Source organism: Paenibacillus bouchesdurhonensis, assembly GCF_900155685.1.
In the GTDB taxonomy this organism is placed as follows: domain Bacteria; phylum Bacillota; class Bacilli; order Paenibacillales; family Paenibacillaceae; genus Fontibacillus; species Fontibacillus bouchesdurhonensis.
This window is the reverse complement of sequence record NZ_LT732548.1, coordinates 2,653,813-2,667,272: the sequence shown is the minus strand read 5'-3', so window position 1 is coordinate 2,667,272 and position 13,460 is coordinate 2,653,813. Positions and strand designations below refer to the sequence as shown.

Genomic DNA, 13,460 nt, shown 5'->3' with positions numbered 1-13,460 from the left:
GCGTGAAGACGCTGAAGAATAGATCGTTTCTTCTCATTCTATCTGCCATCGTTTTTTTAAACATCAGCGGCTGCTGGTCACCCGTAGAGCTGAACGAACGGGCATTTGCCAATTTGATGATGATTGATTTGAATGATAATGGACAATTTGAGCTGACGCTCGGTTTTCCGCTGCCCAACCGGATGATTCCTGGAGATGTTGGAGGATCAGGCCAAGCCGGCAAAAATCCTTTTGCCTATGTAACGAAGACGGGGAAAAACCTGGCGTTAGCCTTACAGGACATTCAGAGCGATCTATCCAGAGATATTACCTTTGGGCAAACCCGGATCCTCGTGCTTGGCCAAAAACTGGCGCAGCAGGGAACCGACCCCGTGCTGGATTTCATCAGCAGACATATCGCCTTTCATATCAGTGCCAACGTATTTATATTCCCGGGGAGAGTGCTGGAGCTCGTTGAGACACCGACAACATTTGAACGTTTTATTTCCGTTATTCTAAGAGCATATGTTGATCAAAAGCAAACGATTGATACCACGTTGAGAGACGTTCTCCGTGCAAGATACGAATCTGGAGATGTGCTCATACCTATGCTGACCTATGGGAAGCAGCCTGCCATTTTGGCCAAAATGGAAAGTACTGACAAATGGCTTGGCGTTGATGGTGCCGCTATTCTAAAAAGGGGGCGGGTAATCAGCCCCCTTCTAAATAAGCAAGAAATGGGTTCCGCCTTATTGGTCAGTTCCAATATCAAGGATATGACGATCGGCATTAAATCGCCTACCGATGGAAAGGATATCACTTTTAATGTGCAGCACGTCAATACGAAATTCAAAACAAGAATCAAAAATGATGTACCCTATTTTCGATTACATACCAAAGGTACCGCAATAGTATTAACCTCGGATTCTAATCTGAATCTCAGAAACGAAGAACATCTTATTCTTTTGCAAAAGGCGCTGGATCGGGAAATTCAAAGCCGAATTATGCAATTAATTAATTTGACCCGCAAGGCTCGATCCGACGTGTTCCACTTAAAGGATTATTTAAGCTGGAAATACCCTGCGGTCTGGCGAGGAATGAAGTCCGACTGGAATGAGTTCTATGCCAAGGATTTAGATATCGAATCCGTAGTAAACATGAAGCTGCTGCGAACCGGTGAAGCTTATCAGACGATCAAAATAGAATAGGGGGACACCGCATGTTCATCATTGCCCTCATTTTCGTTCTCATCACTTGGTTTGAATGGGCAGATTGGCGCAAGCGCCATGATGGAACATCCAAGCTGTGGAAGCTCGTTACCGTTAATATCATTTTGCTCATCATTCTAGAAGCTCAGCACCTGGTAAGGGACAAATATAATCTAGAATTAGCCTTGAATGGACTCTATCGCTTTTTAGGCAGATGGCTGTAACAAAGTTCATCCTTGAAGGGAGGAATACATATGCAAAAAGTAACTCATCTGCAAATATTTGCGATGTATAGTTTGTATATATTTACGGTGACACTCGCTTTCATGATGGGCCTGTTCATCCAGAAAAGCCACTTTTCCACTCCTGTTAGCTTAATAGCAGGGGGACTGTTAAGCATCGTTTTGCTTTACCCCGCGTATAAAGTCACCGTGTCCCGTCCTAATGAAACGATTATTGAATATGGTGGCAGCATTGTAGGAAAAGTGCCCCATACGATTTTTGTCGGCTTAGTAGCCATAATCAATCTTTTGCTCGCCTCGATCAACTTTCGAGAGCTTGAAGACTTTCTCATTCAAGTATACTTGCCCGGAACACCACCATGGGTAGTAGCGCTGCTATTCGGAATTTGCGTCTCTTATGGAGTTCGATCAGGCATCATCACAATTTTCAGAGCGTCCTTAGGTATTTTACTTATTAGCATGCTGGCCTTTATCGCCGTCCCTTTTTTGGTGTCGCAAGCCATACAAATAGAAATGCTGCCGGCTTTTTTTAACCAATTAAGCCTCAGGCATGTTGGCATAGGCATATATAACAGCTGCAGCATCTTTGGTGAGTTTGCTTTCCTCTTCCTAATCATGCCATATATTAAATCGCCAAAGAAAGTATACAGGACGATTGCGATTACATCGATTTCTTCGATTATCATTATATTGTCCCATTTACTCCCAGCCTTGATGATCCTTGGCCCGGATTTGGCAGCCAACCTAACCTATCCCGATCTGGATCTCGTTCGCTCCTTGCGGATAAGTTCATTCGTTGAAACTTTAGATCCTATTTTGATCGTATTATGGCTTACGAGCCTTTTTATTAAAATTTCTTTTATGTTATTTATCGCCGTCTATTGCATATCCCTGTTGCTGAAATTACCGGATCACAAATCGCTGGCCCTTCCATTCACCGCATTTTCCTGCATTCTATCGCCGATCTTTGTCCGCTCCCAGGTCGAGTTGAATCATCTGCTTTTACAGGGATTGCCGCCGATTCTCCTCTTCACAGTGTTTGTAATTCCAACGATTTACTGGATTACGAACGGCATCAAATCCCGTAAAAACAGAACAAGGAATGCCTAGGCATTCCTTGTTTCCTTCGCATAGTCCAACGATATTAGTTATCCCATTCAATCCAGTATTCTCCTATCGGAGTTAATACCAAATACCATTCCCCCCACTTTTTGCTTGCCTGTACAGTCATCGGAGCGAGTCTGCCCTTCTCCGTCGTCCGATTCAAAGGCTTCTCATAAAAAACGGTAACCTGCTTAAGCTCAAGAGTTTCGTTCACTTCGGTTTCGCTACCGAGCAGCGGATAGGGTTCATAGATCCAGCCCAAACCGTCACTAGCCTGAATTTTATACCAATGACCCACTTTAGCAATCGCTTGTAACGTTTGTGGACTTACTTTCCCCTTTGCCGTGGACAGAAAATGAGGCTCGTCATATACATCCCGCTCCTCGGTAAGCACGAAATCGCTCTCCTCCACAGGCTGCTCCGCCCGGTTTCGATTACTGCTCAGCCACAGCCGGTATCCTTCATCCGCGAGCCACAGACCGACTCCCTTGTTGCGCCTCCATTCTTCAGCAAACGCAGAAAGCGGCAAATGCGATTCCCCTGTCTTAATTCCAATCTCTGGTGTAAATGCGGGCCGGCCAAATGTGCTGATGAACCAATCTGTATATCCTCCCCCGGAAGAGGTACTCACAGGCTGAACCAAGCTATACCCCGTCATAGTGGAAAAAGTATTAGCGAGCTTTTGATCCCGAGCCAAATTAGCAGGATTATTCATATAGTTCCAATATAGAATTCTTCCTGCCGAATGATAGGATATAGCGATTTCCGGATTAATGGAGTAGGTAAAATCTACTAGACTTTGATTTTCCTTCGTTTGCAGCGGCTTTGTCCCTTTGTAATTCATCCAGTTCGGCCCTGGCGCATTATTATGTATCGTGTTCCATCCCGCAGGATATTGGCGGTTCAAATCTATGCCCTGTGCATTGGCTTTCCAGCGTTTAAAGTCTTTACTGCCTCTATTCATTTGAAGCAGAGCATTTCTTGAATTCTCCGGAAATGCCTTTAGACCAGACTGTTGGAGCGTAACCCCGTCCGGATTAACCATGGGCACGAACCAGATCGTCGTTTCATTGAGCACTTTTCGGACATCGTACCCCTCGATGTTCGTGCCTGCCCGATACGCCTGGGCATAATACTCGATCATCTGCATATTTAATGTCGTGGTCAACCATTCCCTAGCATGATGCGACCCGTTAATAAAAATGGTTGCTTCGCCCTGCCCCATTCTCACTGCCCAAATCTCTCGGCCATAAGGCGTCTTGCCAATAGAGTGATACTCTATGATTTCTGGATAACGTTCCGCCAGCTCGGCAATGTACGAGGTCATCTTCTCATAACTCATCACCGCATCGTTTTTCACGATGCCGCCACTGCTCGCACTAGCGATAGAACTAAGCATAGTAACTGATAGAAATACTACAACGACTGGAAGCCATAACTTTCTGCTGATGCCGCTATGACTGTTCATCCAACTTTCCCCCGCAACATGTAATATCATTCTTTAGACCTATTAGGGAGGATATAAGAAATCTAGCAATCTGGCAATATATTTTTCGTTATTTTTCACCACATTTCGACATAGCGGCCCGCCAATTAAACCTCCTGGCTTTAGCCTGCAACAAGAAAAACCGTCAAGCCGACGCTTGACGGTTTAGTAGCACATTGTCATTCCTATTTATTGCTGCTGATTTGTGAAAGACTGAATGTCGATGAACGGAGTTGCCCCACCAGTCACGGACGGAAGACGTCCGTCCCATTTTTCCAGCGCCTTCTCTTGTACCTCGATTTGCTTCAATTGCACGAGCTCTGGCGTAACTTCCTGCTTTTTCAGCTTGAGGGATTCTGCCTCGGCTTGGGCCTGTGCGATTTTTTGCTTCGCTTCGATTTCGATCCGCTTCAGATCATTTTCCGCCTTCAACGCCTGCTGCTGAGCAACCTGCTTCGCTTCGATGGAGGTGTCAAACGCCTCGGAGAATTTGAAATTAACGATGTTGATTTCATTCACGATCAAATCATATTTCGCCATTCTTGTGGTTAAATGCTCGCTGATTTCCCCAGCTACGACGTCACGCTTTGCAATCAAATCCTCAGCGGGATAACGTGCGGTGACTTCCTTCACCACTTCTTGTACAGCAGGATTAATAATAACGGAATCATAATTGCCGCCGACGTTGTTCATCAGATTGAAGGCAGCCTCTTTATTTACGGAATAGTTCACAACGACATGGGTGGATACAGGCTGTAAATCCTTGGAGGATGCAGTCGTGTCTGTTTCCGCTTTCGTTACCTGAGTATTGACTTGAATTACAGTTTGAATAAAAGGAACCTTCAAATGTATCCCAGGCGCAAGCACGTTATCGTTCAGCTTGCCAAAAGTTTTATACAATCCAACATGACCATATTGAACCTGCGTTACACTATTCATACCCACTATAGCTAATATCACGATGACTACGACTGCAATGGCTCCCCGGTATCCTGGGTTTTTCTTCGGTTTGTTTGGTACTGCTTCCATTTAAGATCCCCTCCACATGTATATAGCGTTCGCCGGCTAACTTGGCGTCGTTTCTTTGTAATACGCACCACATCGCAAAAGGTAACAATTTAATGGAATTGCATATATTTATCTTTTGGATAACCAAGCCCTATCATTCCTCCAGCTGACATCCACTGGCATCTCAAAGAAATCAGAAAGGATTTCCCCGCTGAACATTTCTGTCGTATCCCCCTGCATAAATACTTCGCCGCGCCGAAGCAACAGCGTCTTCGCAAAAGCCGGAACGATTTCCTCGGTATGATGAGTCACATAAATCATGTGAGGAGCTTCTTTGTCCAGCGCCAGTTCCTGAATACTGTCCAGCAGCCCTTCCTTTGATATGAAATCAAGGCCGTTGGCGGCTTCGTCCAGAATAAGCAGCTTTGGCTGCGCCATCAGTGCACGGGCAATCAGCAGCTTCTGCTGTTCGCCCTGCGAGCATGTCTGATACATACGACCCAATAAATGATCGCATCTCAGCTGATGCATTAACATTTCAGCACGATCAAAATCCTCACTGCTCGGCTTCTCATATAGACCGATTGAGGCAAACTTGCCGCTTACAACCAAATCCTGTACCTTCTCAGACCCATGCAGTCTTTGCTGCAGGGATGAACTAACCCAACCGATCGATTTGCGCATTTCCCTAACATCCACTTCACCATATTTATGCCCTAGCACGGAAACGGTGCCTGTCGTGGGCCAAATGTATCCATTCAGCATGTTTAACAGCGTGGTTTTGCCGGAGCCGTTCAGCCCGAACAAAGCCCAATTCTCACCCTCGGCTATCTGCCAATCTATCGCCTTGAGCACGGTTTTCCCGTCACGCCGCCAGCTTACATCATGCATCTCAATCACTTGATTCTGATGAGCAGATCGATTCACTTCATTCATTTAAAAGCCTCCCTGCCATACTAAACTCCGACCAGCCATTAATTCTCTAGTATAATATTTACCAAGCTAACCCGCTGCAATAAACTTGTCAAGTTAATAAAAATAGTCATTTTCCGTATGAAACAATGATTCCACACCAGCATCAGTCACTTTTGATACACAAAGTTTAAAGAAAACTTCACATTTTATAACAATAACATTGTTCAAGCGTGTTCAAAGCATACTTGTTCTACAACTGGGTAGCATGGGTATGGAATAATGAGGTACAATAACATCCGAAGGTTTGCAGCGTAAATAACGCGATGTGAGGCGGCTTGTCCGTTTTCATTTGATAGTTTTAACGATGATTTTTTAGAGGATATCGGAAGGATGGATTAACTAATGCATGTAGCAAACAACTGGCAGGACTACGAAATCATTGATGCGGGAGGCGGGGAGAAACTGGAGCGCTGGGGAGATATCATTCTGCGCCGTCCCGATCCGCAAATTATTTGGCCGATTCAGCACGAATCCCAACAGTGGAGAAATGTACACGGCCATTACCACCGAAGCTCCTCAGGCGGCGGACAATGGGAGATGAAGAAGCAAATCCCGGAGCGTTGGACGATCTCGTACGAGCAGCTTAAGTTTTATATTCGGCCTACGAGCTTCAAGCACACCGGTCTTTTCCCAGAGCAAGCAGCGAACTGGAGCTGGATGATGGACAAAATATCGCGTGCTGGCCGCAAAATCCAGGTGCTGAACTTGTTTGCCTATACGGGGGGAGCTACTGTTGCAGCTGCTTCCGCCGGCGCATCCGTTGTGCACGTTGATGCTGCTAAAGGAATGGTGTCGTGGGCCAAGGAGAACGCGGCCTTGTCCGGACTTGCCGATCGGCCGATACGCTACATTACGGATGACGTATTCAAATTCGTCCAGCGTGAGCAGCGGCGCGGCAATCGCTATGATGCCATCATTATGGATCCCCCTTCCTATGGACGTGGACCTGGCGGCGAAATGTGGAAGCTGGAGACAAGCTTGTATCCATTCGTAGAGTCGTGTGTGTCCATTCTGTCGGACAACCCGCTCTTCTTCCTAATCAATTCCTACACAACAGGCATCTCTCCAACCGTGCTTCATAACATCCTGTCGATGACCGTTAAGAAGCGCTACGGAGGCAGCATCTCTGCCGGCGAAATCGGCCTGCCAATTACGAATTCCGGACTGAATCTTCCTTGCGGGATCCTCGGCCGCTGGGAGGAATGATTCATGACTGCGAACAACAACGTCGGGGGCCGAAACGCGAGCGAATCAGATTTCGATATTTTATACGAGGATAACCATCTATTGGGGATCGTTAAGCCGGTTAACATCCCTACCCAAGGGGATGCGAGCGGCGATCCTGACCTGCTGTCCTTGCTGAAGGAGGATATCAAGGAACGTTACCAGAAGCCGGGCAATGTGTATTTGGGGCTCGTCCATCGGCTGGATCGGCCTGTCGGCGGCGCGATGATCTTTGCAAAGACATCCAAGGCCGCCTCTCGGTTATCCGAGGCCGTCCGCAGCCGCAGATTCGACAAGACTTACCTTGCCATCGTGCATGGGCTGCCTTCGAAGCGGCAGGGCCGCCTTACGAACACGCTTCTAAAAAACGAACGCACCAATACCGTCTCCGTCGTTGCCAAGGGAACGCCTGGCGGCAAAGAGGCCATTCTCGATTATGAGGTCATTGGGACAGCCGCAGGCGACAATCTGACGCTGATCCAGGTTACCCTGCTCACCGGCCGCCCCCACCAAATCCGGGTGCAGCTCAGCCATATCGGCTGCCCGCTATACGGCGACCAGAAGTACGGACAGGCCTTCAACAAGCCCGGCCAGCAGATCGCTCTGTGGTCGCTGTATGTCGGCTTCCCTCATCCGGTATCGAGGGAGCAGATTCATATCACTTCCCTACCGCCGGACGAGGCCCCATGGAGCCTGTGGAACAGGCAAAGCTATCAGGAACTGGCTCGTCAGTTCTAAATTTGGTCGAGTGCCAAAAAAGAACCTGAGACTCAAATCTCAGGTTCTTCATTGCTTCAGCGCCAAGTATTTACAATGATTGCACTTTTAACATTCCAGTCTCGCAAGTAATGCGCGTCTTTGTCTATATTATTTTGATAGTAGAATCCCTACTTCGTTCCAGAAATTTTACCCATTAAATAAACAAGCAGCTGCTGATTATGCGTGGAAATGCGGCTAAGCACGCCGTCCAAATATTCATGTCGAATTGAAATTCCGCGGTCAGCCTCGGCCTTGCCCTTCTCCGTAATCGAAATCCAGACGATCCGCCGATCCGCCTCATCCCGATCCCTGCGAATAAGCTCTGCTTTCTCCATGCGATCCAATAGCATCGTCACTGCCGCCGGGGTCGTTGCTAGAAATGGAATTAGGTCAGACGGCTTCAGTTGGCCATTCTGCTCTAATACTTCGAGCACCGACAACTGCGACGTAGTTAATGTTGGTGCAAGCTCCTCCTCCAAGTGATTCTGGTAGTCTTTCACTATTTTGCTCAGTAACTTTCCAAATTCCTCGGTATGCACTGATATCCCCCTGTCCGCCTCACTGCTTGATTTAAGTGGTTCTTTCTTATATTGGATATTCGCGTCCTTGCTGATAACCTTCATTCGTCATATGTAAGAAAAAGCACCATCGATATGATTAGCATTGTTTTCTTCACGTCTTTAATTAAATTCGCCGTCCTTCCTACAAAATCCTCCTATATTCCAGTAAAATCCATAATGTACAAAAAACCAGCCGAAGAATCGGCTGGATCTGTGCATTTCGTTCTATCTTTATATCTGCTATTCAAATAAATTACTCCATCGTATATCTCCAGCCAAGCGGATCATCCAATTGTCCGCGCTGAATGCCTGTAATCGTATCATACAGCTTCTTAGACAACTCCCCGGTCTTACCATCGGCAATGCTCAGCTCCATCTCTCCCCATTTCATACTGCCAATCGGCGAGATAACAGCAGCCGTACCTGTTCCAAAGGCTTCTTCAAGCAATCCCTGCTCATGCGCTTCGACCAATTCCTTCATCGCCACTTTGCGTTCGCTTACGGGAATCCCCCAAGATTTCAGCAGAGCGATGACGGAGTCGCGCGTGACCCCGGCAAGAATACTCCCCGAAAGCGCTGGTGTAATGACCTCTCCGTTCACCTTAAAGAAGACATTCATACTTCCGACTTCCTCCACATACTTGCTCTCTATGCCATCAAGCCACAGCACCTGCGAGAATCCTGATTTCTTTGCGTCCTCCTGTGCTTTAATACTGGCCGCATAGTTGCTTGCTGTTTTGGCTGCTCCCGTTCCGCCTCGGAATGCCCGAACATAGCGCTGCTCGACATAAATGCTGACCGGATGAATGCCTTCTGGATAATATGAGCCGACCGGCGAGAGAATAACAAGCAGTTTATATGTGTGCGAGGCCCGTACACCAAGACAAGGCTCAGTCGCGATAATAAACGGACGAATATACAGTGCATTCTCTTCTCCGGAAGGAATCCAGGATGCATCGATTTTCACAAGCTCCGTAATTGCATGCAGCAGCGTGGAAGAATCCACCGTAGGAATGCTTAATCGCTCGCATGACTCGTTCAGCCGCTTCAAATTCATATCCGGCCGGAACAGCACTAACTCCCCCGTTGACGACCGATAAGCCTTCATCCCTTCAAACACTTCTTGTCCATAATGGAACACCATCGCTGAAGGATCGAGCGCGATCGGCCCGTAAGGTACGATTTTGGAATCATGCCATCCTTTCTCGAGCGAATACTCCATCACAAACATATGATCACTGAAATATTGCCCAAAGCCCAAGGCGCCCGACTCCGGCTTCTGCTTCAAGTTCTGACTAAGTTCAATGTGCAAGCTATCCATACTACGACACGTCCTCTCGAATAATAACTCTATTCTTACTATAGCGTTGATTCGATTATTGATCAATAATATGGTATCGATTATAATCATAGATCATATCTATCAATAGGAGGGAGAACTTGGAGCATCGGCTGCTAGAATATTTTATCGCGGTAAGCGAGGAACTGCATTTCACAAAGGCTGCCGAGAATCTCGGCATATCCCAACCGACGCTTAGCCACCAAATCCGTTTGCTGGAGGAGGAGCTGGGCACGCCGCTTTTTCACCGATCGGGCAAAAAAATACATCTAACACAAGCAGGCTTCGTTCTGCTGGAGCATGCACGCCGGGTATTCCATGAATTGGATCAAGCCAAGCTAGTGATCGGCGAACTTACCGGAATGAGGCGCGGCAGATTGAGAATCGGCTGCTCGGGCAATCATCTGCTAATCCATTCCCTCATCTCCTTTCACCGCCAATTCCCGGGTATAGAGTTATCTGTCGTAGAGCTGGCTACCGAGGAGACGCGGGAGCGGCTGTTGAGCAATAAGCTCGATTTGGGAGTTGTATTTCTGCCGCTGAAGGATGAACAACTCGTCAGTCTTCCGTTGTACAAAGAGGAGCTCGTCGTTATCGTTCCCTGCGATCATCCTTTTGCAGGGCTCCGTAGCATTGAATTGACGGAGCTTGCCAAGTCGCCGCTTGTCTTATTTCCTCCGAAATTTCTCGCGCGGCAGATGCTTGATGCGGCTTGCGCTGAAATCGGCCTACAGCTTAGCCCCGTCATAGAACTATCCACCATGGAATCCCAATGCCAGATGGTCGCCCATCACGTAGGCTTGACCGTCGTACCTAGATCCTACACCGCGACACTAAAGGATCCGGGTCTGGTCAGCATCCCGATTGGTGATCCCTCTCCCTACAGAAGCGTCGGTATCGTGTACCGCAAAGATACATACATGGATACGGCGATTCAGGCTTTTATCGAGCACTTATCCTCCAATTTGCAGACCACCTGACAGACACATCTAAATTAACAAAAAAGGCCAGCCAGAATATTCTGGCTGGCCTAATCACTCGAAAAAGCTCTCCTCCACAAAACTTAAAAACGATAGAAGAGCTTTCTTCAATGTATTCTGGGGCTACTTTACAGGTTCTTCATGATCGCGCTGCGGAATAACCAGCAGATCGATAATTTCATCCCCTTTGCCTACAGCAGCCAATCCCTTGCCTATTGATTTACGATCAGCTAGAGGTGCAGACTCCGTGTTAAACACATAAGACTCGCCCTGCTTCGTCATCGCCATGATGTTCAGCGCGTCCTTGCAATGGAATCCGCCCACGATGCGGCTTCCGTTGGGCTTCACGCGCTTGCCCTCCTTGAACTCAAACGTCTGTACGCCGCGACCTCCCCGGCTCTGCATTGGATAATCCAGCAGCAGACTGCGCTTGCCATATCCTAAGTCCGAGACGACGAGGACTTCGCCTTCCTCGCCTTCCACCCAGATTGCGCTCACCACTTCATCGCCGTCTTTCAGGCCGATGCCCCTGACGCCAGCAGCGACGCGCCCCATTGGATTAACTTCATTTTCCGCAAAGCGAATGGCCATGCCGTCCTTCGTTAACAGTAGTATCTCGGCTTGATTCCGGCTTAATTGCACCTGGATAATTTCATCACCGTCCGCGACCCTTGCAGCAGCAACGGCTCCAGATCGCTTCGTCTCGTAGTCTTTAAGCAGAGTGCGTTTTACCTGCCCCCGTTTCGTGACGAATACGAGGCTCGCATCCGGCTCCTCAAAGGTTTTCAGCGGAATGACGCTGACGATTCGGTCTTCCTTGGCCAATCCGATTACGTTGACGATCGCCGTCCCGTTGTCCTTCCACTTGAATTCGGGGATTTGATGCACCGGTAGTACGAAATATTGTCCGCGCTGCGTGAATATCAGCACATTTTGCAGCGTATCGACCTCCAGGATGTGCTTCATATAGTCCCCATCCTTCACGCCCGATCCATCCAACTCTCCGCCGGAGCGTGTAAAGGACAGCATGCTCGTACGCTTGATATAACCCTCGTGGGACATGGTCACGAGTACATCCTCTTGAGCGACCATGACCTCAAGATTAACCTTGATTTCCTCTACTTCCTCCTGAATCGCCGAACGGCGATCTATGCCGTATTTGTCCCGGATTTCAAGCAGTTCCTTCTTAATAACCGAGACCAACTTCTTGTCGCTATCCAAAATTCCCCGCAGTGTGGCTATTTTCTTTTGCAGTTCATTCAGTTCTTTCTGCAGCGACGTTATTTCCAAATTCGTCAATCGGTACAATTGCAAGGTCAGAATCGAATCCGCTTGCCGCTCGGTAAAACCGAACATCCACTGCAAATTGTTCTGCGCGTCCTGACGGTTCTTGGAAGCCTTGATGGCAGCGATGACCTCGTCTAAAATGTTCAACGCCTTTACCAAGCCTTCGAGAACATGAGCCCGATCCTCCGCTTTCTCCAGCTCATACTGCGTCCGGTAGGTCACAACCTCACGCTGATGAGCGATATAAGCTTCGAGGATTGCTTTTAGGCCAAGCTGACGTGGTGCCTTGTTCACAATCGCTACCATATTAAAGTTATAAGTCACCTGCAAATCGGTTTTCTTCAGCAAATAAGCCAATATCCCCTGGGCATCGGCATCCTTCCGCAGCTCGACGACAATCCGCAGCCCTTCACGGCCGCTCTCATCACGTACTTCGGCAATGCCGTCCACCTTCTTCTCCAGACGAATATTTTCCATCGCGGTAACTAGACGGGATTTGACCACCTGATAAGGAATCTCCGTTATGACGATCTGCTGCTTTCCGCCGCGCAGCGATTCGATTTCCGTCTTGGCGCGAATATAGATGCGGCCTCTCCCTGTCTCGTAAGCGTCGTTGATGCCTTCTTCCCCCATAATGATACCGCTGGTCGGGAAATCCGGGCCTTTCACATAAGCGCGAATATCCTCCAGGCTCATACTTGGCTTCTCCATTACCGCGATACAGGCATCAATCACCTCGCGCAGATTATGCGGCGGAATTTCGGTGGCGAAACCGGCAGAAATTCCGCTTACGCCATTTACGAGCAGATTCGGATAACGAGAAGGAAGCACGACAGGCTCCATCGCCGTATTATCGAAGTTATCTTTAAATTGCACCGTCCGCTTATCGATGTCGCGCAGCAGCTCCATGGCGATCGGCGACAGTCTCGCTTCGGTATAACGCATCGCGGCCGCCGGGTCGTCATCCTGAGAGCCCCAGTTCCCATGACCGTCGATGAGCACATGCCCCATCTTCCAAGGCTGCGCCATCCGCACCATTCCCTCGTAGATTGAAGAGTCGCCATGCGGGTGATAGTTCCCCATGACGTCACCGACGGTTTTGGCGGATTTGCGGTATGGCTTGTCCGGGTTATTCCCCGAGTCGTACATCGCATACAAAATCCGTCTTTGAACGGGCTTCAGGCCGTCGCGCACATCCGGAATGGCGCGATCCTGAATGATATATTTGGAATACCGGCCGAACCGGTCACCAACGACTTCCTCCAGATAGGCCGGCAAAAAGTTCTCCAATAAACTCAAATCAAGTCAC

The 13,460-nt window shown here is 48.3% G+C and carries 12 protein-coding genes; 6 read left to right on the top strand and 6 right to left on the bottom strand.

The annotated features are described in order from the left end of the window. Positions 1-2 precede the first annotated feature (2 nt). From CZ379_RS16330 to CZ379_RS16320, 3 genes are read left to right on the top strand one after another with little or no spacing between them, the layout of a single operon-like run. Positions 3-1,187, top strand: coding sequence for a Ger(x)C family spore germination protein (locus tag CZ379_RS16330; protein ID WP_199925635.1), 1,185 nt, complete (start codon positions 3-5; stop codon positions 1,185-1,187). 11 nt (positions 1,188-1,198) lie between these two features. Beyond that, positions 1,199-1,411 (top strand): hypothetical protein, encoded by a 213-nt coding sequence (locus CZ379_RS16325; RefSeq protein WP_110932590.1) that lies wholly within the window; start codon positions 1,199-1,201, stop codon positions 1,409-1,411. Positions 1,412-1,441: 30 nt separating this feature from the next. Next, the gene (locus tag CZ379_RS16320; protein ID WP_110932589.1) at positions 1,442-2,539 is read left to right on the top strand and encodes a GerAB/ArcD/ProY family transporter; all 1,098 of its coding nucleotides are present in this window, start codon (positions 1,442-1,444) and stop codon (positions 2,537-2,539) included. Positions 2,540-2,573: 34 nt separating this feature from the next. On the opposite strand, the gene CZ379_RS16315 is transcribed toward CZ379_RS16320, so the two are convergent. The 3 genes from CZ379_RS16315 to CZ379_RS16305 form a co-directional block, all read right to left on the bottom strand. Next, positions 2,574-4,001, bottom strand: a complete 1,428-nt coding sequence (locus CZ379_RS16315; RefSeq protein ID WP_234404927.1) for a M14 family metallopeptidase — start codon at positions 3,999-4,001, stop codon at positions 2,574-2,576. A 207-nt stretch (positions 4,002-4,208) separates the two neighbouring features. Next, a complete protein-coding gene (locus CZ379_RS16310) occupies positions 4,209-5,048 on the bottom strand; it encodes a prohibitin family protein (RefSeq protein WP_110932588.1) in 840 nt (279 codons plus the stop codon). Positions 5,049-5,156: 108 nt separating this feature from the next. Next, positions 5,157-5,963: an ABC transporter ATP-binding protein gene (locus CZ379_RS16305; protein ID WP_110932587.1), complete on the bottom strand. Its 807-nt coding sequence runs from the start codon at positions 5,961-5,963 to the stop codon at positions 5,157-5,159. A gap of 381 nt (positions 5,964-6,344) precedes the next feature. Here CZ379_RS16305 and CZ379_RS16300 point away from each other — a divergent pair, with 381 nt between their 5' ends. Then, positions 6,345-7,208, top strand: coding sequence for a class I SAM-dependent methyltransferase (locus CZ379_RS16300; protein WP_110932586.1), 864 nt, complete (start codon positions 6,345-6,347; stop codon positions 7,206-7,208). A 3-nt stretch (positions 7,209-7,211) separates the two neighbouring features. Next, positions 7,212-7,964 carry an RluA family pseudouridine synthase gene (locus tag CZ379_RS16295; RefSeq protein ID WP_110932585.1) on the top strand — a complete coding sequence of 251 codons (753 nt, stop codon included), beginning with the start codon at positions 7,212-7,214 and terminating at the stop codon, positions 7,962-7,964. A gap of 149 nt (positions 7,965-8,113) precedes the next feature. Here the strand turns inward: CZ379_RS16295 and CZ379_RS16290 are convergent, their stop codons facing one another. Continuing rightward, positions 8,114-8,524, bottom strand: a complete 411-nt coding sequence (locus CZ379_RS16290; protein WP_110932584.1) for a MarR family winged helix-turn-helix transcriptional regulator — start codon at positions 8,522-8,524, stop codon at positions 8,114-8,116. A 274-nt stretch (positions 8,525-8,798) separates the two neighbouring features. After that, on the bottom strand, positions 8,799-9,866 hold the full coding sequence (locus CZ379_RS16280; protein WP_110932582.1) for a branched-chain amino acid aminotransferase: 1,068 nt from the start codon (positions 9,864-9,866) through the stop codon (positions 8,799-8,801). 119 nt (positions 9,867-9,985) lie between these two features. Between CZ379_RS16280 and CZ379_RS16275 the strand changes: the two genes are divergently transcribed. Further along, on the top strand, positions 9,986-10,864 hold the full coding sequence (locus tag CZ379_RS16275; protein ID WP_110932581.1) for a LysR family transcriptional regulator: 879 nt from the start codon (positions 9,986-9,988) through the stop codon (positions 10,862-10,864). 123 nt (positions 10,865-10,987) lie between these two features. On the opposite strand, the gene gyrA is transcribed toward CZ379_RS16275, so the two are convergent. After that, complete coding sequence (gene gyrA / locus CZ379_RS16270; protein ID WP_110932580.1) at positions 10,988-13,450, bottom strand: DNA gyrase subunit A; 2,463 nt, start codon at positions 13,448-13,450, stop codon at positions 10,988-10,990. Between the last annotated feature and the right edge of the window lie 10 nt (positions 13,451-13,460).

What these genes read in the sequence shown, in the direction of transcription:
- CZ379_RS16325 (WP_110932590.1), top strand. Translation starts at nt 1,199, where the DNA reads ATGTTCATCATTGCCCTCATTTTCGTTCTCATCACTTGGTTTGAATGG.
- CZ379_RS16320 (WP_110932589.1), top strand. Translation starts at nt 1,442, where the DNA reads ATGCAAAAAGTAACTCATCTGCAAATATTTGCGATGTATAGTTTGTAT.
- CZ379_RS16315 (WP_234404927.1), bottom strand. Translation starts at nt 4,001, where the DNA reads ATGAACAGTCATAGCGGCATCAGCAGAAAGTTATGGCTTCCAGTCGTT.
- CZ379_RS16310 (WP_110932588.1), bottom strand. Translation starts at nt 5,048, where the DNA reads ATGGAAGCAGTACCAAACAAACCGAAGAAAAACCCAGGATACCGGGGA.
- CZ379_RS16305 (WP_110932587.1), bottom strand. Translation starts at nt 5,963, where the DNA reads ATGAATGAAGTGAATCGATCTGCTCATCAGAATCAAGTGATTGAGATG.
- CZ379_RS16300 (WP_110932586.1), top strand. Translation starts at nt 6,345, where the DNA reads ATGCATGTAGCAAACAACTGGCAGGACTACGAAATCATTGATGCGGGA.
- CZ379_RS16295 (WP_110932585.1), top strand. Translation starts at nt 7,212, where the DNA reads ATGACTGCGAACAACAACGTCGGGGGCCGAAACGCGAGCGAATCAGAT.
- CZ379_RS16280 (WP_110932582.1), bottom strand. Translation starts at nt 9,866, where the DNA reads ATGGATAGCTTGCACATTGAACTTAGTCAGAACTTGAAGCAGAAGCCG.